Origin of the sequence: Pseudomonas paeninsulae (genome assembly GCF_035621475.1) — a bacterium.
Taxonomy (GTDB): Bacteria; Pseudomonadota; Gammaproteobacteria; order Pseudomonadales; family Pseudomonadaceae; genus Aquipseudomonas; species Aquipseudomonas paeninsulae.
The window spans coordinates 3,021,452-3,042,598 of sequence record NZ_CP141799.1 but is presented as its reverse complement, the minus strand read 5'-3'; the positions used below and the strand labels follow the sequence as shown (position 1 = coordinate 3,042,598).

The following is a 21,147-nucleotide window of genomic DNA, read 5'->3' as shown; positions in this document are numbered from 1 at the left end:
CGGTGGTTTTTTGACGCTGTGCTAGCTCGCATCCCTCAAGCACCGCCTATACGGCCATCAGTGCTTACCAGGCATGTGCATGAGCATCGGCTAGGCGATGACTGAGCGCTGCGGGCAGGGCGCTAACGTCGAGTGTTTGAGCATCGATGCCGCGCTCGGCGCATCGACCAGCGGTGAGCTGTGGGGGCCAATGAGTAGCTGGAGTCGTGGGGAGGGATCAGCCCAAGCAGTTGCCTGGACTGTCTTTGATCTTCGGCTTTGCGCCTGAAGGCTACTTCGATGGGCCCGAGCGGAGTTAGCGAAGTGCTGCGCGGGCGCCCATTTCGTGCATCCATTTTCGGCCTGGTGCTCGCAGGTCACGCTATCCTGCGGTCATCACCACTGGGAGAGCGCAAATCTATTGCGCCCGTCGCCCTGAGCCAATTGCATGGTGCTTATTTCGACAAGAACTTCATGCCTTCTTCCAAACCTTGCAGCGTCAGTGGGTGCATCTTGTCTTCCAGCAGTTCGCGCATGATATTGGTCGAGGCGGTGTAGCCCCAGGTGTCCTTGGGGTAGGGATTGATCCAGATGAGCTTCTTGTACTTTTCCATGAAGCGCTTGATCCACACGTAGCCCGGCTCTTCGTTCCAGTGCTCGACGCTGCCGCCGGCCTGGGTGATCTCATAAGGCGCCATGGCCGCGTCGCCGACGAATACCACCTTGTAGTCGGCGCCGTATTTGTTCAGCAGGTCCTGGGTGGAGAAGCGCTCGGAGCCGCGGCGCAGGTTGTTCTTCCACACCGATTCGTACACACAGTTGTGGAAGTAGAAATACTCCATGTGCTTGAACTCGGTCTTGCAGGCGGAGAACAGTTCCTCGCAGACCTTGACGTGGGCGTCCATCGAGCCGCCGATGTCGAACAGGATCAGCAGTTTGACCGTGTTGCGCCGCTCCGGGCGCATCTGGATATTCAGCAGGCCACCGTCCTTGGCGGTATGGTCGATGGTGCCATCCAGATCCAGCTCCTCCTGCGCGCCCTGGCGGGCGAACTTGCGCAGGCGGCGCAGGGCGATCTTGATGTTGCGCGTGCCCAGTTCGACCTGATCGTCGAGGTTCTTGTACTCGCGCTGGTCCCAGACCTTGACCGCCTTGCCCTGGCGCTTGCCGGCATCGCCGACACGGATACCTTCCGGGTTGAAACCGCCGGAGCCGAACGGGCTGGTGCCGCCGGTGCCAACCCACTTGTTGCCGCCGGCGTGGCGTTCCTTTTGCTCTTCCAGGCGCTTCTTGAACTCCTCGATCAGCTTGTCCAAGCCGCCTAAGGATTCAATTTTGGCGCGTTCCTCGTCGCTCAGCGACCGCTCGAATTCCTTGCGCAGCCACTCATCGGGGATCAACGCCTCGATGTGCTGGTTGAGGTTTTCCAGGCCCTTGAAGTAGGCACCGAAGGCGCGGTCGAACTTGTCGAAGTGGCGCTCATCCTTGACCAGGATCGCCCGGGCGAGATAGTAGAATTCGTCCATGTCGGCGAACACCACGTTGTGCTTCAGCGCGTTGATCAGGTCGAGCAGCTCGCGCACCGACACCGGCACCTTGGCCGCGCGCATCTCATTGAACAGGTTGAGCAGCATGGCTGCACCCTCTTGGCATCTGGGGGACAAATCCCCTCTCCCTTGAGGGAGAGGGTTAGGGTGAGGGTGTACAGGCGACGCCGAGCTGCTGGCCGGACGCTCGCGATCAGACGGCACCCCTCACCCCAGCCCTCTCCCCGGAGGGGAGAGGGGGTTCAAAGCTTAGCGGCTGGCGCGACGGCTCATGAACGCCAGGCGCTCAAGCAGTTGCACGTCTTGCTCGTTCTTCACCAGGGCACCGGCCAATGGCGGGATGGCCTTGGTCGGATCGCGCTCGCGCAGCACCGCTTCGCCGATATTGTCGGCCATTAGCAGCTTGAGCCAGTCGACCAGCTCGCTGGTCGAGGGCTTCTTCTTCAGGCCCGGCACCTTGCGCACGTCGAAGAACACGTCCAGCGCCTCGGCGACCAGATCCTTCTTGATGTTCGGGTAGTGCACGTCGACGATCTTCTGCAGGGTCACGCGGTCCGGGAAGGCGATGTAATGGAAGAAGCAGCGGCGCAGGAAGGCGTCCGGCAGCTCCTTCTCATTGTTCGAGGTGATGATGATGATCGGGCGCAGCTTGGCCTTGATCGTCTCGTCGGTCTCGTAAACGTAGAACTCCATCTTGTCGAGTTCTTGCAGCAGGTCGTTGGGGAATTCGATGTCGGCCTTGTCGATTTCGTCGATCAGCAGAATCACCCGCTCCTCGGCCTCGAAGGCTTCCCACAGCTTGCCCTTCTTGATGTAGTTGCGCACGTCGTTAACCTTGTCCGAGTCCAGCTGCGAATCGCGCAGGCGGCTGACCGCGTCGTACTCGTACAGACCCTGATGGGCCTTGGTGGTGGACTTGATGTGCCAGGTGATCAGCTTGGCACCGAAGGACTCGGCCAACTGTTCGGCGAGCATGGTCTTACCGGTGCCCGGTTCGCCCTTGACCAGCAACGGACGCTCCAAGGTGATCGCGGCGTTGACCGCGAGCTTGAGGTCGTCGGTGGCGACGTAGGACTGGGTGCCTTCGAACTTCATCGGTAAATCCTCGAACGGTATCTGCAGGATATAAACCCGCTAGTTCAGTATTTAAAAAAGTGACTATAACGCGGAGGTGGCGCCAGTGTGAACTCAGGCGGCTCATTCAGTCACTGAATGAGCCGCGGGCAGGCTACTGATGCTCGTCTTGATCGGAATCAATCAGGGGGCGCTCGAAACTGGGGCTCAAGGCCTGAACGAAGGCGTTCTGCAGAATCGCGATAAAGGCTTGCAGCGGGCTGATTTCCCGCTGGCGCAGGCTGCCGGAGAGTTCGATGCGGGTGGCAAACTGATCCGCGCGCTGGTTCTTCAACAGCGTCTGGCTGCCGCCAACCACGGCCTCCCAGAGCGAGCGGAACAGATTTTTCTTTTCCTGCGCCACGTCCTGCTGCCAGTCGAATACCTCGACGTTATGCAGCAGTGGTTTGACATAGCCATGCAGCTGGCCATCGACCACTTGGGCCTCGATCACCAGATTTCCGCTGCCGGTGACGAAGTCGAACTTACCGTAGGCGCGAGCGAAGTCGTTCAAGCGCGTCAGTTCGACATCGGTGACGCGCAGATGCAGTTCGAGTTCGTCCATAGTGCCGAACGGGTCGAAGTCGGCTGTGGCTTCCAGCAGTGCCTGGCCGAGCACTTGTGAGCGGCCCTCGAAGTGGGCCACTCGCTTGCCCTGGACATCGCGGACATTGGACAGGTTGTAGAGGCTGGCGTTGACCGCTGCGGCCTGCAGGTTCACCGGGGGGGTTGACTGAAAGTTGCGAAAAGCCACGCGACCATCTTGCACATGCACTTCGTTGAGGGTGATTGGTATCAGGGCTTCCAACCGAGCGCGCCAGTCCACCCCTGCACCGGTCTGTGATTGCTGCGCCGTGCGGCCATCGACGAAGTTCAGCTCAGGGTGTTCCAGGGTCATCCGCCCGACAATCGCCTGGTCGTGCCAGAGCGAGCTCCAGCTCAGTGCCAGCTCGGCCCCCGGGACCTTGAGCAAAGGTACCGGCACCTGACCGTCGATTTTGACGATAGTCAGGCCCTCGACCCGACCGGCACCACGCCACAGGGCCAAGTCAATATCGTTAATGTGCCCGCGGTAGTCACCCATGTGGGCAAGCTGGGTATTGAGGTAATACCGCACTAAATAGGGCAGGACGATGTGCGCGGCCAGCAAGACTACAAGGAGGCCGAGCGTGAGCCGGATGGGAACACCGTAGCGGTTTCTCATAAATAAAAAAACTAACGTGGGTGGTCTGGAGTGTAGCCTTCATGCGCTGAGCTGGACTGCTGCGCTTGCTCGTCTTAGGCTCTTAAATTTTCCGCAGAACGCGCATAAGGATCTCGCCATGAGCCGCATCTTCGCTGACAACGCACAAACCATCGGCAACACCCCGCTGGTCAAGATCAACCGCCTTGGCCCTGCGGGTGTCACCATCCTGGCCAAGATCGAAGGGCGTAACCCGGCCTATTCGGTGAAATGCCGGATTGGCGCCAGCATGGTTTGGGATGCGGAGGAGCGTGGTGTGCTCAAACCTGGTATGACCATCGTCGAACCGACCTCGGGCAATACCGGCATCGGCCTGGCCTTCGTTGCGGCGGCGCGCGGCTACCAACTGCTGCTGACCATGCCCGCATCGATGAGCCTGGAACGGCGCAAGGTGCTCAAGGCCCTGGGCGCCGAACTGGTGCTCACCGAGCCGGCCAAGGGCATGAAAGGCGCCATTGAACGGGCTGCGGAAATCGCCGCCTCCGATCCCGCCAAGTACTTCATGCCGCAACAGTTCAACAACCCTGCCAATCCGGCGATCCACGAAACAACCACCGGCCCGGAAATCTGGAACGACACCGATGGCGCGGTCGATGTGTTGGTCTCCGGCGTCGGCACCGGCGGTACCATTACCGGCGTGTCGCGTTATATCAAGCAAGTCCGGGGCAAGCCGATTCTCTCCGTGGCGGTCGAGCCGATCAGCTCGCCGGTGATCAGCCAGACCATCGCCGGCGAGGAACTCAAGCCCAGTCCGCACAAAATCCAGGGCATCGGCGCCGGCTTCGTGCCGAACAACCTCGACCTGGCCATGGTCGATCGCGTCGAGCAGGTCAGCGACGAGGATTCCAAGGCAGTGGCGTTACGTCTGATGCGTGAGGAGGGCATCCTTTGCGGTATTTCTTGCGGCGCAGCCATGGCCGCAGCCCTGCGCATCGCCGTCGAGCCGGAGATGCAGGGCAAAACCATCGTGGTCATTCTGCCGGACTCTGGCGAACGCTACTTGTCGAGTATGTTGTTCAGCGACATGTTCAGCGATCAGGAACTGCTGCAGTAAGGGCGGTAAGGAAATTGCGGCGTTGCGCAGAGCTATTTTCCCGACAGCTTCAAACCAACGCCCCGTAACCTGCGGGGCGTTGGTGTATTGATCGCGACGCTTTCCACGTCGCAGGTTGTTATTCGAACAATGCGGCGCTGGAAAGACCATTTCTCTCAAGAATGGTCCGCAGGCGCTTGAGTGCCACGGCCTGAATCTGCCTGATCCGCTCGCGTGTTAGACCGATGCTCTGGCCCATTTCCTCCAGCGTGCACTCCTCCTCATTGCCACGCAAACCGAAGCGGCGTATGACCACCTCACTCTGTCTCTCGGTGAGTTCCGCCAGCCACTCCCTGATGCTGTGTGCCAACTCGCTGTCCTGTACCAACTCGCACGGGTCGTTAGGGTGTTCGTCAGGAAGCGTGTCCAGCAGGGGCTTCTCAGAGCCGAGCGTTGTGTCCAACGAAGCCACGCGAATATTCAAGTCGCGTATGCCCTCGATCTCACTGACGTTTTTTTCCATGAGGTTGGCGATCTCTGCGCTCGAGGGGTCATGATCGAGCTTGCGCGTCAGTTCGCGACCCGCGGCGAGGTATGCGTAGAGCCTCTTGACGATATAGGTCGGCAAGCGGATGGTACGAGTCTGATTCATCAGCGCTCGCTCGATGGCTTCGCGAATCCACCAAGTGCCATAGGTCGAGAAACGATAACCAAGTTCGGGGTCGAACTTGTCCACCCCATGGATCAGGCCGAGATTGCCTTCTTCGATCAGATCTAGCAGGGACAGACCGCGATTGAGGTAGCCACGAGCAATCTTCACCACTAGGCGCAAGTTGCCCTCGATCATACGTTGGCGTGCCTGCGCATCGCCTTGCTTTGTCAGGCGAGCGAAGTGTTGCTCTTCCTGCGGGGTGAGCAGCGAGGAAAATCCGATTTCATTCAAATACAGGCGAGTTGCATCAAGGGCCTGGGTGAAATCGATGGATTTATGATCCTTTGCAGAATTGGGCTTTGCAGGATTGAGCCTGTACTTGCCCGGCGTGAGGGAAGCTGCTGCAGCCTTCTTCGAGGGAGGCTGATTGGCGTAACTGCTAGAGGCGCCAGGTTGTTGGCGTTGGTCAACAGCAAGGTCAGTTCCGAATATTAAGGTCATGTTATTTATCCAGATATTCCTTTAGACCTTAAGATGTAGCAGTACCTGCTTAGCGGGAAGATTCGGAAGTCGAGTCAAATTGTGCGACCTTGGTCTGCTATAAGTACTGGACTATGGTCTGATCGAGTTTTGGCTAGGTGTACAGGTAATGACCGCTCTGATGCTGTCGCGCGCGTGATTTCGCGGCAGGTGAGGAGGTCGCAGGCTGTTAGAGGCAAGTCGTTGCGGTACGGCAAGTGCTTGCACTCACGTCAAAAGTTCGGGGCGACGGAGGAACGATTAATGAGTTCCAGAATAAGGATTTGCATAGTCGACGATCATCCGCTCTTGAGGCAGGGCGTCGCTGCGGCGCTCAGGAGAGTTGCCGAGTTCGAGGTGGTGGAGCAGGGTGGTTCTGCCGATGAAGCCAAAGCTATTGCCAGCAAACACACGCCGGACGTGATGTTGATGGACGTGAACATGCCCGGTGACAGCTTTGCTGCCGTGCGTTCCATCGTTATAGAGACGCCAACGGTCAAGGTTTTGATGTTGACTGTGTCCGAATCCGAAGACGATGCTTACGCCGCTTTGGAGGCTGGTGCCAAAGGTTATGTGCTCAAAGGTATAAGCGGGCCGGAACTGGTGCAGGCGATTAAGAGCGTGGCGCTGGGACAAACCTTTATCACCCCAGGTTTTGCCAGCAAGCTGATCAGCAACCTCAAGAAGCAGAACGACGATGAAAAGGGTATTGCTGAACTTACCCACCGCGAGGAGCAAATCATCCGTGAGGTCGCCAACGGGTTGACCAACCGCGAAGTTGCCGAGAAATTCTCGCTGAGCGAAAAAACCGTTAAGCACTACATGACCAGCGTGATGCAAAAGCTCCATGTGCGTAATCGGGTTGAGGCGGTCACGGCTATCAGGCACCACTGGGATAGTCAGCAAACATCGCGAGTCAGGCAGCGTCAGGCCAGCCAGCGACTGATGCCCTTCCCGCCAGGCAGTGGTATGGATTAGGTGCCACTAGCCGGTTGTCGGAAGAGTAGCCATTGATTCCCCATTAATCTGTTGGGCTTCGTGTGGCTCAGTTGGCGCGGAGCGGCTCAAGCGACAAGCTTGGTATTCTCGGACAGGCGCCTAGACGCTAGTCGCCTCAGAGGGACGCTTGTTTCGGTAGCCCAGCTTGAATTGCGCGCATACCCCGGTGCCAGCGCCGGGCATGGATTGGATGTGGAACTTCCCTCCCAGCGACTCTACGCGGTAGCGCATACCGGCCAAGCCCAGACGCGTCCTGCCTTCACTTGTGGCCATCAGTCTGTCGCTCTCCATGCCGTCCCCGGTATCGGTCACTTGGATGGTCAGCAGCCCCCGGGCATAGGACACGAGGACGGCCTGGCCCTTGGCGTCGGCATGACGATAGGAATTGTTCAACGCTTCCTGGATAAAACGATAGATACAGACCTTGTGCGGTGCCGGCACGTTTTCTGGCAGCGCTATGCAGGTGAGATCGACCTCGGTTTCGGTTCGCTGTCGATGTCGCTGTACCACGAGCTCCAGCTCCTGGCGCAAGCTCATACCGTTGATTTCTGGCAGGGCCAAGCCACGGGAAATTTCGCGAACCTCTCGAAGTGCGTCCTGAGCGGCATTTCTTATTGTCTCAAGTGCATCTCCTTCCGGTTGGGCTCCGTTCTTGTTGTTGCGCCCTTGCACGGTGTTGAGCTCATCGACCCTGACCAGGATCAGGGTCAGCAACTGGGCGGGTCCGTCATGTAGGTCTGCGCCGATACGGCGCAAGGTGAGTTCGTTGATGCGCGAGAATGCCTGGTTTGCGGTGGTGATTTTACGCTGCAGGCCGATATTCTTTGCATGCAGCAGGGCCTGTTCATGCATGTGTTCGCTGAGCGCCTGCTGTTGCCGTACGATGATCCGTTCGCCACGGTGCACGATGGCGAACAGTAGCAACAACATCGAGACGGTAGCGGTGCCAACGATGACCCACACTTCCCGACGGACCTGATTTATTTCTTGCTCAAGCACTTCCGCCAGTTCGTAGAACTCGCCAACGGCAATGATTCGGCCCGTGCCGAACTCGCGCAGTGGGGCATAAATCTCATAGAGAGGAATGCCCAGACTGCGTTCATAGCTATTTTCTTCTTCGTTCAGCTCGCCCCATTCCGTTACCGTTTTTCCCTGTAATGCCAGGGCGATCTCCGTTGTCGAAAACGACTTGTTCACCAGGTCCTTGTTGGTGCTGTAAAGAATTGTGCCGTCCGGGCTCCAGATTTTCACCGAGATCACATGAGCGCTCAGCGTGGGGCTGGTCATCAGGTGGTCAATGGCTTGAGCCGTCTGCACGGAAAGGCTGCTGGTCGTTGTCAGATCCTGTACATAGGGCTCGAGGAAGGTGGTCATGTACAAGGCGCCAGTATCTGCTGCCGCCTGCACTGCCGAGCGTTCGATGGTCTTACTGACGAGGTTGCCGACGAAGGTCATGGTCAACCCCAGAATGATCGACGCGGCAATGACGAATTGACTCGAGCGACTCAAGCGGCGCAGTGCTGCGCATACCCTTTGCCACCCCGGCAGGCGCGAATTCAACGTAGGCGCCGAACTCGATCCGGATACGCCCTGGCTGGCCTTTGGTGGTAAGGCCTGAGATGGGGATGCGATATTCTCCTCGATGGACATCCACACGGCTCCTGAATGCTCTTGCATTAGCGCAACCAGACACAGGCGCTTGATCGCTTGATCTGCCGCCAGACACACGATTGCCCAGGCTACTGGAGCACACCTGACACGATTCGCGCCTGCGCTGATGCCGCACCGTCCGTGTCTGGGGCCAACCAGAGATCCGCATACACGCCTTGATCCTTAAGACTAGTTCAGCCACAGAATTTGCGCAGGCAAGGGAGTCCGCGTGGCGCGGCTTTTGGCTCCTCACTAGCCATCAATAGCGGCTGCGTCGCACCGATCAGGGGGAGGGATGGCGGCCATTTGCCGGGTCAACCTGCTTGATTCATGCAGGAGTGACCTGGCGGTGCTCCTGCAGCAGGCGGCGACGCCAGATCAATCTGCTCACGCGTGGGTGGAGGGGCGCCGAGTCACTCAGCCGAAATCCATTGTTTTATGGGCTGTTCAAATGCTGATCAGCATGCTAAAACAAGTCTATCGAGTGATCTAGCCGCTTGAAAAAGAAGGGAAAACCATGACCAAGTCGGAGTTGATCGAAAGGATCGTCACCCATCAGGGGCAGCTCTCAAACAAAGATGTCGAGCTGGCCATCAAGACCATGCTGGAGCAGATGTCCCAGGCATTGGCTACGGGGGACCGCATTGAAATTCGCGGCTTTGGCAGTTTCTCGCTGCACTACCGCGCCCCTCGCGTGGGCCGTAACCCAAAAACCGGCCAGTCGGTACCACTGGATGGCAAGTTCGTGCCGCATTTCAAGCCGGGTAAGGAGCTGCGCGATCGGGTCAACGAGGACGAGTAGAGTCGCTTGCAAGGTGCTGAACCCACTGAAGTGGGCTCAATGTGCTGATGTTCTCGGTCTTTCCCTGGTTAGCTATCGATATTTCCGCTTCTGATGCCCCTTTGCTAACGCGCTGAGCTGTCGGCAAAGATCTGCAGTGCCCTCCTTCTATGAGCTGGTGGTCCCTAGTACGGTGGCCGCGCACCTCTCCTCACACACTTCCCTAGTGCGTACCCGCTGGCCTGTCAGTAGCAATGGCGCCGTCAGCCAGATGTGTTCTTCCTATTTACTGCTGATTCTGCTGATTATCAGGTTGCATAACGCCTGGATGGCATATGCGTCGAATCGGTAAAGCTAAATAGTGGACTTCAACATAAGCCATAAGCCATAAACCAGGGCGGCCGCGGAAGCGGAGTGTAACTAAGTGAGGCACCACAGCAGGAAAATTTCACATCTAGCTGATTAAATGTGAAGAGTTAGTTAGTGAGTTGTGAAAAATTCGTTAGTTAAATGTGAAAAGTTTGTTATTTTTTGCTAGCAATTTGTTTTTTAATATTCGTGATATAAATCAGTCGCTTGCGATATCGCATTGGTAAGAAAATATTTATTGGCGATATATTGACATGGTCCACTTCCCGGACTTTAGTCTAGGCGTGAGTGATTGCTGACGAAGCATATTGCGCAGGAGAGGGCGCAGTGGCTTATGCCAGCCACCGACGGAAGAGACACACTATGAACAGTGTTTCGCGTCACCTGAAAGCACAGCTTTCATTGCTAGGGCATTTCTTCGATCCACAACTCCGTGGACCACCCTATGCCTGAGGCTCAACGCCGAGCCTTGTTTCGGCGTTGATGGGATAAAGCCAAATCATGTTGGGCGCTGATCAGCACAGGCTATCGGTGTAGAGAGCGTTTGGTCCTATCCCTGGCATTAGCCATTTTCTGAATTGCAACGCTGAGCCACGCCTTTGCGAGGTCGATGCACGTCCGTGGCTTTCTGTTTTTGCGCTTCCGCGCTTTGAGCATTGAGGTAACAGCCATGGCCACCTTCATCAAGTCCGATCTTGAGTTCATTCTTCAGCAGATCCTCATTTCCGAAGCGCATGCCGCTGGTGGTGATCTCCTCGATTTGCTGCCTAACGTACAAGTGCCCTGGGGCCTTCGCACCATCGACGGGAGCTACAACAATCTCTTGACCGGGCAGAACGGCTACGGCGCCGCCGACACGATTTTTCCGCGCCTGACCCCGCCAGTATTCAACCCGGCGGAGGCGGGCACCTCCTACAGCCAGGCCAGTGGTTTGGTGATCGACTCACAGCCGCGCATCATCAGCAACCTGATCGTCGATCAGACCGCCAATAACCCGGCAGCGGTTGCTGCCGCGGCGGGTAATCCTGGGGGCACCACTGTTGTCAGTCCCGGCCTGGATGGCGTATTTGGCACGCCCGACGATACCGATGTCTTCTTTATCCCGAACATCAAGCCGGACTTCGGTCTGACTGCGCCGTTCAACCAGTGGATGACCTTCTTTGGCCAGTTCTTCGACCACGGCCTCGATCTGGTGACCAAAGGCGGTAGTGGCACCGTATTCATACCGTTGCAGCCGGATGACCCGCTTTACGTACCGGGTAGCCCGACCAACTTCATGGTGCTCACCCGGGCCACCAATTTGCCCGGCCCGGACGGCATCCTGGGTACTGCCGACGACATCCACGAGCAGGCAAACACTACTTCGCCCTTTGTCGACCAGAACCAGACTTACGGCTCGCATGCCTCGCAACAGGTATTTCTGCGCGCCTATCAACTCAACAGTTCCGGTGCGCCGGTGGCCACTGGCAAGCTGATCACCAATCGCGACCTGGGTGCCGATGGCAAGTTTGGTACTGCCGACGATAGCGAAATCGGTGGCATGGCGACCTGGAAGGTGGTCAAGGCGCAAGCCCGTGACCTGCTCGGGATCAACCTGACCGACGCCGACTTCGACAACGTGCCGCTGCTGGCCACCGATCAATACGGCAATTTCATCAAAGGGCCGAACGGTTATGCGCAGGTAGTGATGCGTACCCCTGGCGCCAACGGCATCCTCGGCGATGCCGACGACGGCACCACGCTGGTTGAAGGCAATCCACTGGCTCCAGTCGACCTGACCAATGCCGTGCGCACGGGTCACCAGTTTTTGATCGACATCGCCCACAACGCCGTGCCGGTGGGTCAGGCCGGCAACATGCTTACACCGGATGCCGACAGCGTAGCCGGCGGGCCGGTAGCCGCAGGTTTCTACGACAACGAATTGCTCGACGCGCACTACATCGCTGGCGATGGCCGGGTAAACGAGAATATCGGCCTGACAACTGTGCATCACGTCTTCCACTCCGAGCACAATCGACTGGTCGAGGTGAGCAAGAGCGTGGCGCTGCAGTCGAATGACCTGGCTTTTCTCAATCAGTGGTTGCTGACGCCAGTGGTTTCACTGCCGACGACCCAAGCTGAGATAAACGCCCTGCAGTGGAACGGTGAGCGGTTGTTCGCGGCGGCGAAATTCGGCACTGAAATGCAGTATCAGCACTTGGTGTTTGAGGAGTTTGCCCGGACTGTCTCGCCACAAGTCGATATCTTCCTCGCGCCGAATGGCTACGACACCCAGGTTGATCCATCGATCGTTGCCGAGTTCGCGCATACGGTGTATCGCTTCGGCCACTCGATGCTGCTTGAGACCATCGATCGCCTCGATCCAAACTTCGCCTCAAGCGAGATCGGCCTGATCGCGGCCTTCCTCAACCCGCTGGAGTTTGCCAACAGTGGCCCGACTCCTGACGAGGCTGCCGGCGCCATTGTGCGTGGCGTGACCCGTCAGGTCGGTAACGAGATCGATGAGTTCGTCACCGAGGCCTTGCGTAACAACGTGCTGGGCCTGCCACTCGACCTGGCCGCGATTAACCTGGCCCGCGGCCGTGACACCGGCATCCCATCACTGAACGCGGCGCGCAAGACTTTTTACGAGATGACCCACGACAGCCAGCTGACACCCTATACCAGCTGGGCCGATTTCGTGATGCACATGAAACACCCCGAATCCTTGATCAACTTCATCGCCGCCTACGGCACCCACGCGAGCATTACCTCGGCGACAACGCTCGACGGCAAGCGTGCCGCTGCCACCGCCATCGTGCTCGGCGGCGCCGGTGCGCCGGCGGATCGGCTCGACTTCCTCAATAGCACCGGGGTTTGGGTCAGCGGACCTGGCGGTGTCACCATCACCGGTCTGGATGCGGTGGATTTCTGGATCGGCGGCCTGGCCGAGCAGCAGATGCCGTTCGGTGGGTTGCTCGGTTCGACCTTCAACTTCGTCTTCGAGACTCAGCTGGAGGCCTTGCAGAACGGCGACCGCTTCTATTACCTGTCGCGCACTGCGGGGCTCAATTTCGGCACCGAGCTGGAGAACAACTCCTTTGCTCAGTTGGTGATGCTCAATACCACCGCCAGGCATCTGCCGGGCAACATCTTCCTGACCCCGGACTTCATCCTTGAGGTCGATCAGAGCAAGCAGTTCAATGCGGGGCTGGGCAGCGCCGATCCGTCAAACGGCAATTTGCTGATGCCGTTGGTGATTCGCGATAACCCCAACACACCGGGGCCTGACTCGAATTACCTGCACTACACCGGTAGCGCCACTGTGGTGCTCGGCGGTACGGCCGGCGATGACATCCTGATTGCCGGCGACAGCGACGACGACACCCTCTATGGCGACGCCGGCAATGACCGCCTCGAGGGCGGCTACGGCAACGACCTGCTGTTTGGTGGCGACGGCGACGACATCATCACCGATATCGGTGGCGACGACGTGATCCACGGCGATGCCGGCAACGACGTCATCCATGCCGGCAATGGCCTCAACCTGATTTTCGGCGGGACGGGCAATGACTTCATCGTCACCGGTGAAGACATTTCCGAGGTGTTCGGTGGCCCTGGTAATGACTTCATCCTCGGCGCCAAGGTCAACGGGCAGATGGCCGGTAACGAAGGCGACGACTGGATCGAGATCGGCAGCCAGGACGGTGCGCCCGGCGATAACTTCGATCCGTTCGCCCGTGATCAGATTATCGGCAACGATGTGTTTATCGGCGGTGGTGGCTTCGACGAATTCATCGGCGAGGGTGGCGACGACATCATGGTCGGCAGCCAGGGCGAGGATCGCTATGGCGGCATGTCCGGTTTCGACTGGGTCACCTATCAAAGCGATAAAACCGGCGTGTTTGCCGATATGAATTTCCGCTTCGTCAATGTACCGGCGCTGCCGGCGTCGAACGGCTCTGTCCTGGATCGCTTCGAACAGATCGAAGGGCTGTCGGGCTCGAAGTTCAACGACGTCTTGATTGGCGACAATGCCGACGCGACCTTTATCGCCACCGCCGGTGCCTATGGCAGCGTGATGACCAACATCGCCCTGATCGACGGCATGCAGGCATTCCTCGACAGCATGCTCGGTGCCGGGCAAACCTCGTTCGGCGCCGGCAACATTCTGTTGGGCGGCGATGGCAGTGACATCATCGAGGGCCGTGGCGGCGACGACTTGATCGACGGTGACAAATCGCTGAGTGTGCGGATCAGCGTGCGGGCCAATATCGACGGTAGCGGGGCCGAAATTGCCAGCTATACCAGCATGGTGCCGATGGTTCCGCTGATGCTCAACGGCACCTACAACCCCGGACAACTGGTGATCGTTCGTGAGCTCCTCGCGGGATCAGGGGGGTTCGATACGGCGGTGTACACCGGCTTGATGTCGGAATACATCGTTACGCAAAATGCCAACGGCACCTATACCGTTGCAGACACCCTGATCAATGGCGACGGCGTCGATACGCTGCGCAATATCGAACGGATTCAGTTCAACGATCAGGCACTGGTGCTGGCTCCGGGCTTGAACGCCGAGCCAGTGGGGCAGTTGACCATCCTCGATGCCGCCACCAATACCGTGGACAACACCCCGGCCAAGGGGCAACTGTTGCGCGTGTCGGCTGCCGGCGTCAGTGACGGCGACAATATTAATGTAGGCAATCCGGGCGGGACGATCAGCGGAGGTATCTCCTACGTCTGGCAGTTTGAGGCAGTGCCGGGTAGCGGTATTTATGAAGACATCAAATCGGCCTTCGGTGGCGGCTTTCTCAGCGTAACGGGCCCGACCTTCAAGGTGACAGCGGATCTGGTCGGCTTCGCGCTGCGCGTCAGGGCGGTCTACACCGATGGCCACGGCGTGCTGGAGCAGGCTTTCTCGGCGCCGAGCGCGGTGGTTATCGACGCACCTACTCCTGCGCCGGCACCTGCGCCTATTGTTACTGAGGTTTTTAGCGGTGGTGCCGGCGTGCATTTCATTCGCGCCGACCTCGATTTCATTCTTGATCAGATCCGTATTTCGGAGCGGCAAGTAGCCGGCGAAGACCTGCTTAACCTGCTGCCGAACATTGAAGTGCCGTATGGCTTGCGCACCGTTGATGGCTCCTTCAATAACCTGGTGACCAAGCAAAGCGGCTACGGTGCGGCCGACACGGTGTTCCCGCGCTTGACCGATCCGGTGTTTAACAACGCGCAGCCCTTGTCGCCCTCGTTGGGCGGCGATGGCGTAACGCCTACCTCGTATAGCCAGACCAGCGGCCTTGTGCAGGATTCGCAGCCGCGCACCATCAGTAACCTGATCGTCGATCAGACCAATAACAACCCCGCGGCGCTGGCGGCTGCGGCGGCCAATCCTGGCTCGCAGCTTGTCGTCAGCCCCGGCCTGGACGGTATCTTTGGTACCGCCGACGACACCCTGGTCAACTTCATCCCCAATGTGACGCCGGACGCCGGTTTCACCGCGCCGTTCAACCAGTGGATGACCTTCTTCGGCCAGTTCTTCGACCACGGCCTGGACCTGGTGACCAAGGGCGGCAGCGGTACGGTGTTCATACCGCTGCAGCCGGACGATCCACTGTTCAACCCGGCTCCGGGGGCACCTAATTTTATGGTGTTGACCCGGGCCACCAACCTGCCGGGACCGGATGGCATCCTCGGTACTGCCGACGACATTCACGAGCACAGCAACACCGACTCGCCGTTCGTCGACCAGAACCAGACCTACGGTTCGCATGCCTCGCAGCAGGTGTTCCTGCGCGCTTATGAGGCGAATGGCGCTGGTGCGCCGGTTGCCACCGGTAAGCTGATTGTCAACCGCGACCTCGGTGTCGACGGCCAGTTCGGCACTGCCGACGATAACGTGATCGGCGGCATGGCCACCTGGAAGGTGGTCAAGGCGCAAGCACGCGACATGCTCGGCATCAACCTGACGGATGCCGACGTCGACAACATTCCACTGCTCGCCACCGATGCTTATGGCAATTTCATCAAGGGGCCTAATGGTTTCCCGCAGGTGGTGATGAAGGGCGCCGACGGCATTGCCGGCACCGCAGATGATGTGCTGGTGGAAGGCAACCCGCTGGCCCCGATCGACCTGACCGATGCCGTGCGCACCGGTCACCAGTTCCTGGTCGACATCGCCCACAATGCGGTGCCGGTGTTCGTTGGCGGTGTTTTGGCGCCGGACAGTGACAGCGTGGTGGGCTTGTCCGAGCCGGGCACCTACGACAACGAGTTGCTCGACGCGCATTACATCGCCGGCGACGGCCGGGTCAACGAGAACATCGGCTTAACCGCCGTGCACCACATCTTCCACTCCGAGCACAATCGGCTGATTGATCAGACCAAGGAAATCGTACTCGCCCAGAATGATTTGACCTTCCTCGCCGAGTGGCTGCTACCCGGCACCGCACCGGTCTCACTGCCGGCCAGCCAGGTGCAGATCGATGCCCTGCAATGGAACGGCGAGCGGTTGTTCCAGGCAGCGAAGTTCGGCACCGAGATGCAGTATCAACACCTGGTGTTCGAGGAGTTCGCGCGCAAGATATCACCGCTGGTAGATCCGTTCTTCGCGCCGAATCAGGTGTATGACACTGCAATCGATGCCTCGATCGTCGCCGAATTTGCCCATACGGTGTATCGCTTCGGCCACTCGATGTTGCTCGAGACCATCGATCGCCTCGATCCGAACTTCGCTTCCAGCGAGATCGGCTTGATCGCGGCTTTCCTCAACCCATTGGAGTTTGCTCCGAATGGATTGACCCCTGATGAGGCGGCTGGCGCCATTGTCCGTGGTGTGACCCGTCAGGTTGGCAACGAAATCGACGAGTTCATCACCGACGCCCTGCGTAACAACCTGGTCGGTCTGCCGCTCGACTTGGCGGCGATCAATATTGCCCGTGGTCGCGACACCGGCATTCCATCGTTCAACGCGGTACGTCGGGAGTTCTACGCCGCGACCGGTGACGCCCAACTGAAGCCTTACATCAGTTGGGTCGACCTGCTGCAGCACCTCAAGCATGCCGAGTCGGTGATCAACTTCATTGCCGCCTACGGTACCCATGCCGAGTTGCTAGCAACCGATGTGAATACATTGGTCGAAATGCGCGCGGTGGCGACCGCACTGGTGATGGGCGGCAGCGCGGTGATCAACGCCGGAGGGGTGGGCGGAACCGAGCGCACCTTCACCGCCGATGATGCCGACCGCATGGCCTTCCTCAACAGTGCGGGTATCTATGCCAACGTAGCGGGGGTGACCACCACCGGTGTCGATGCCATCGACTTCTGGATCGGCGGCCTGGCCGAGAAGCAGCAGCCGTTCGGCGGCCTGCTCGGCTCGACCTTCAATTTCGTCTTCGAGAACCAACTCGAAAAGCTGCAGGACGGCGACCGCTTCTACTACCTGAACCGCACGGCTGGGCTTAACTTCGGCACCGAGTTGGAGAACAACTCGTTCGCCCGTTTGATCATGGCCAATACCAATGCCACTCACCTCTCGGGCCTGGTGTTCCTGACCCCTGAGTTGATCCTTGAGGTCGACCAGAGCAAACAGTTCAATGCGGGCTTGGGCAATGCCGATCCATTGGGCAGCAATCCGCTCATCCCGCTGGTGATTCGCGACAATCCCAACACTCCGGGGCCAGACTCGAACTACCTGCGCTACACCGGTGCAGCGACCGTGGTGCTCGGCGGCACACCCGGCGATGACATCCTGATCGCGGGTTCCAGTGACGATGACACCGTCTATGGTGACGCGGGCAATGACTGGATCGACGGAGGTTACGGCAATGACATGCTGTTCGGTGGCAGCGGTGACGACATCATCACCGACATCGGCGGCGACGATGTCATTCACGGCGACGATGGCAACGATGTGATTCAGGGTGGTCCTGGCATCAACCTGATCTTCGGTGGCTTTGGCCAGGACTTCATCATCACCGGTGAGGACGCATCAGAAGCCTCAGGCGGCGGAGGTAATGACTTCATCCTCGGCAGTCGCGCCAACGAGCAGGATATGGGTAACGAAGGCGACGACTGGCTAGAGGGAGGCACCGCCGACGGCTCGCCGGGCGACAACTTCGACCCGTTCGGGCGGGACAATGTAATCGGTAACGATGTGTTCATCGGCGACGCTGGCCCCGACAAGTTCAATGGCGAAGGCGGCGACGACATCATGGTCGGTAGCGCCGGCGAGGGGGACCGTTACATTGGCGGCTCTGGTTACGACTGGGCCACCTTCAAGAATGCGCTGGGTGGTGTCGAGGTCGATATGGACAATATCCTCTTCGATCAAGTACCGGTGCCAGGGGCTAGTGGTTCGATTTTGACCCGTTTCCAACTGATGGAAGGGCTATCTGGCTCGGCGTACGGCGACATTCTGCATGGCGATAACTCGACACCGACCACGCTCGCCGCGGCCGGTGCCTATGGCAGCGTGCTGACCAATATCGGCTTGATCAATGGCCTGCAGGCGTTCCTCGACAACATGCTGGGAGCCGGTCAGACCTTCTTCGATGGCGGCAACATTCTCCTCGGCGGCGATGGCAGTGACATCATCGAAGGCCGCGGCGGCAACGACCTGATCGATGGTGACAAGTGGCTCAACGTACGCATCAGCGTACGCGCCGGTGTCGACGCCAATGGCCTGCCAACAGGACCTGAGATCGCCACCTTCGACAGCATGGTTCCGCTGATCCCGTTCATGATGAACAGAACCTACAACCCGGGACAACTGCAGATCGTCCGAGAAATCCTGCCCGGCTCCGGCGGCTTCAACTTCGACACCGCGATGTTCACCGGACCGCTGGCGAACTACACGGTGGTCGAGAACACCAACGGTACCTACACGGTCATCGACAACGTCGGCCTGGATGGCATCGACACGCTGCGCGGTATCGAGCGCTTGCAGTTCAACGATCAGTCGATTGTGTTGGTCGATGGCCTGAACGCAGAACCCGTAGGTTTGGCCACGATCAACGACAGCACCCCGGAAGTCGGCTCCTTGCTGGCGGCCAATGTGGCGGGGGTGACCGATGCCGACAATCCGGGTATCGGTCGAGTCACCGGGCCGGTGAGCTATTTCTGGCAGGTCGACCGTGGCACCGGTGTCTTTGAGGACATCACCGTCATCGTCCTGGGGCAGGTAACGCGTATGTCCGGGCCGACTTATCGGGTGACAGCCGATCTCGCCGGCCTGCAATTGCGGGTAAAGGCCATCTACCAGGATGCCCACGGCGTGCTGGAGACCGTGTTCTCAACCCCGACCGCCACGGTTTCGGCAGTGGCAGTCAACGACGCACCGGTCGGCACCATGCTGATCAGTGACACCACGCCGAATGTCGGCCAGCTGCTGACCGCTACTCGAGCCTTCACCGACCCGGATGGCCCGGCCAACCCGGTGCTGTCGTTCCAGTGGCAGTCGGGTAACGGTGGCGTCTTCAGCAACATCGCCGGCGCGACCATCGCAACCTTCACCCCGACCCTGGCGCTGACCGGGCAGCAACTGCGCGTAGTGGTTACCTACACCGATGACCTTGGCACGCTGGAGACGGTGACCTCGGTGGCCACCTCGGTGGTGACGAATTTGATTGTCGGCACGGCAGGGAACGATGTGCTGAACGGTACGGCGTTCGCTGATGAGATCCAGGGGTTGGCTGGGAATGACGTGCTGAATGGGTTGGGGGGGGATGACGTTCTGGACGGTGGCGAGGGAGATGATGTACTCATTGGTGGTGCGGGAGCCGACATCATGATCGGCGGTGCAGGTAACGACGTCTATGAAGTCACTGAGCTTGGGGACGTTGTGGTCGAAGGGGTAGGGGGCGGCATAGATACAGTTTGGACCTCGCTGGCGAGTTACACGCTGAGTGCCAACGTCGAGAACCTGTTCTTCGGAGGTAGCGGCAACTTCACCGGCATTGGCAACGCCCTCAATAACACGATTGTGGGCGCTGCTGGTGACGACGTACTTATTGGTGGTGCGGGAGCCGACATCATGGTGGGTGGCGCCGGTAACGACGTCTATGAAGTCACCGACCTTGGCGATGTAGTGGTCGAAGGGGTAGGGGGCGGCACGGACACGGTGTGGACCTCGTTGGCGAGTTACACGCTGAGTGCCAACGTCGAGAACCTGTTCTTCGGAGGTAGCGGCAACTTCACCGGTATTGGCAACGCCCTCAATAACACGATTGTGGGCGCTGCTGGTGACGACGTACTTATTGGTGGTGCGGGAGCCGACATCATGGTGGGTGGCGCCGGTAACGACGTCTATGAAGTCACCGACCTTGGCGATGTAGTGGTCGAAGGGGTAGGGGGCGGCACGGACACGGTGTGGACCTCGTTGGCGAGTTACACGCTGAGTGCCAACGTCGAGAACCTGTTCTTCGGTGGTAGCGGCAATTTCACCGGCATTGGCAACGCCCTCGATAACACGATTGTGGGCGCTGCTGGTGACGACGTACTTATTGGTGGTGCGGGAGCCGACATCATGGTTGGTGGCGCCGGTAACGACGTCTATGAAGTCACCGACCTTGGCGATGTAGTTGTCGAAGGGGTAGGGGGCGGCATAGACACGGTGTGGACCTCGCTGGCGAGTTACACGCTGAGTGCCAACGTCGAGAACCTGTTCTTCGGTGGTAGCGGCAACTTCGTGGGTACCGGTAACGCGCTCAATAACGTGATCGTAGGCGGGAGCGGTGACGATACTCTGACTGGCGGTGCCGGCAACGATACTCTGATCGGTGGTCTCGGTAACGACACCTTCATGTTCGGAGCAGGCTTTGGCAATGACATGATCATGGACTTCGACGCCAACCCGGTCGGCGGCCAGGACCTGCTCAACATCGCGGCACTGGGTGTTACCGCGGCGAACTTCGCGGCCAACGTGGTCATCGCCGATGTTGGTGCTGACACCTTGGTTTCGGTTGGTGGTGGCTCCATCCGCTTGGTGGGCATCAATGATGCGACCACCATCACTCAGGCTGACTTTATCCTGGCGGTATGAGGAGACTCTGAGACAGGAGCTGGCCAAAAGCTGTTGCGAAGTGCGGCGTAACAAGCCGCACTTCGCATTTATTAACCCACTGCTGGCTGAAGCGAAGGAGGGATGATGAATCAGGTATGTTGGACCGGCCTAAATAGACGATTGAGCTGGCTTGCAAAGGTGAAGGAGCGAGCTTTGCATCGCGATGTTTTTTCGCCAGCCGCAATTGTTCAGACGGATCCCAGCCGGCGTATGCGCAA

At 58.9% G+C, this 21,147-nt stretch carries 8 protein-coding genes and 1 pseudogene; 4 read left to right on the top strand and 5 right to left on the bottom strand.

Annotated features, from left to right (window positions below):
• Nucleotides 1–434: 434 nt before the first annotated feature.
• The 3 genes from VCJ09_RS13890 to VCJ09_RS13880 all read right to left on the bottom strand — a co-directional run bounded on the left by VCJ09_RS13890 (nucleotide 435) and on the right by VCJ09_RS13880 (nucleotide 3,843).
• A complete protein-coding gene (locus VCJ09_RS13890) occupies nucleotides 435–1,613 on the bottom strand; it encodes a vWA domain-containing protein (RefSeq protein ID WP_324734666.1) in 1,179 nt (392 codons plus the stop codon).
• Nucleotides 1,614–1,775: 162 nt separating this feature from the next.
• Nucleotides 1,776–2,621 (bottom strand): AAA family ATPase, encoded by an 846-nt coding sequence (locus VCJ09_RS13885; RefSeq protein WP_079202284.1) that lies wholly within the window; start codon nucleotides 2,619–2,621, stop codon nucleotides 1,776–1,778.
• 133 nt (nucleotides 2,622–2,754) lie between these two features.
• On the bottom strand, nucleotides 2,755–3,843 hold the full coding sequence (locus tag VCJ09_RS13880; protein ID WP_324730762.1) for a DUF748 domain-containing protein: 1,089 nt from the start codon (nucleotides 3,841–3,843) through the stop codon (nucleotides 2,755–2,757).
• 118 nt (nucleotides 3,844–3,961) lie between these two features.
• On the opposite strand from VCJ09_RS13880, the gene cysK reads away from it, so the two are divergent.
• Complete coding sequence (gene cysK / locus VCJ09_RS13875) at nucleotides 3,962–4,936, top strand: cysteine synthase A (RefSeq protein ID WP_079202282.1); 975 nt, start codon at nucleotides 3,962–3,964, stop codon at nucleotides 4,934–4,936.
• 118 nt (nucleotides 4,937–5,054) lie between these two features.
• Here the strand turns inward: cysK and rpoS are convergent.
• Nucleotides 5,055–5,915: pseudogene (rpoS, locus tag VCJ09_RS13870) on the bottom strand (RNA polymerase sigma factor RpoS); the annotation flags it as partial.
• Nucleotides 5,916–6,350: 435 nt separating this feature from the next.
• Between rpoS and VCJ09_RS13865 the strand changes: the two are divergent.
• Nucleotides 6,351–7,064: a response regulator transcription factor gene (locus tag VCJ09_RS13865; protein WP_324730761.1), complete on the top strand. Its 714-nt coding sequence runs from the start codon at nucleotides 6,351–6,353 to the stop codon at nucleotides 7,062–7,064.
• A 120-nt stretch (nucleotides 7,065–7,184) separates the two neighbouring features.
• On the opposite strand, the gene VCJ09_RS13860 is transcribed toward VCJ09_RS13865, so the two are convergent.
• The gene (locus VCJ09_RS13860) at nucleotides 7,185–8,735 is read right to left on the bottom strand and encodes a sensor histidine kinase (protein ID WP_324730760.1); all 1,551 of its coding nucleotides are present in this window, start codon (nucleotides 8,733–8,735) and stop codon (nucleotides 7,185–7,187) included.
• A 517-nt stretch (nucleotides 8,736–9,252) separates the two neighbouring features.
• On the opposite strand from VCJ09_RS13860, the gene ihfB reads away from it, so the two are divergent.
• A complete protein-coding gene (gene ihfB / locus VCJ09_RS13855) occupies nucleotides 9,253–9,537 on the top strand; it encodes an integration host factor subunit beta (RefSeq protein WP_079202277.1) in 285 nt (94 codons plus the stop codon).
• A gap of 1,018 nt (nucleotides 9,538–10,555) precedes the next feature.
• Nucleotides 10,556–20,908 (top strand): peroxidase family protein, encoded by a 10,353-nt coding sequence (locus VCJ09_RS13850; RefSeq protein ID WP_324730759.1) that lies wholly within the window; start codon nucleotides 10,556–10,558, stop codon nucleotides 20,906–20,908.
• Nucleotides 20,909–21,147: the final 239 nt, after the last annotated feature.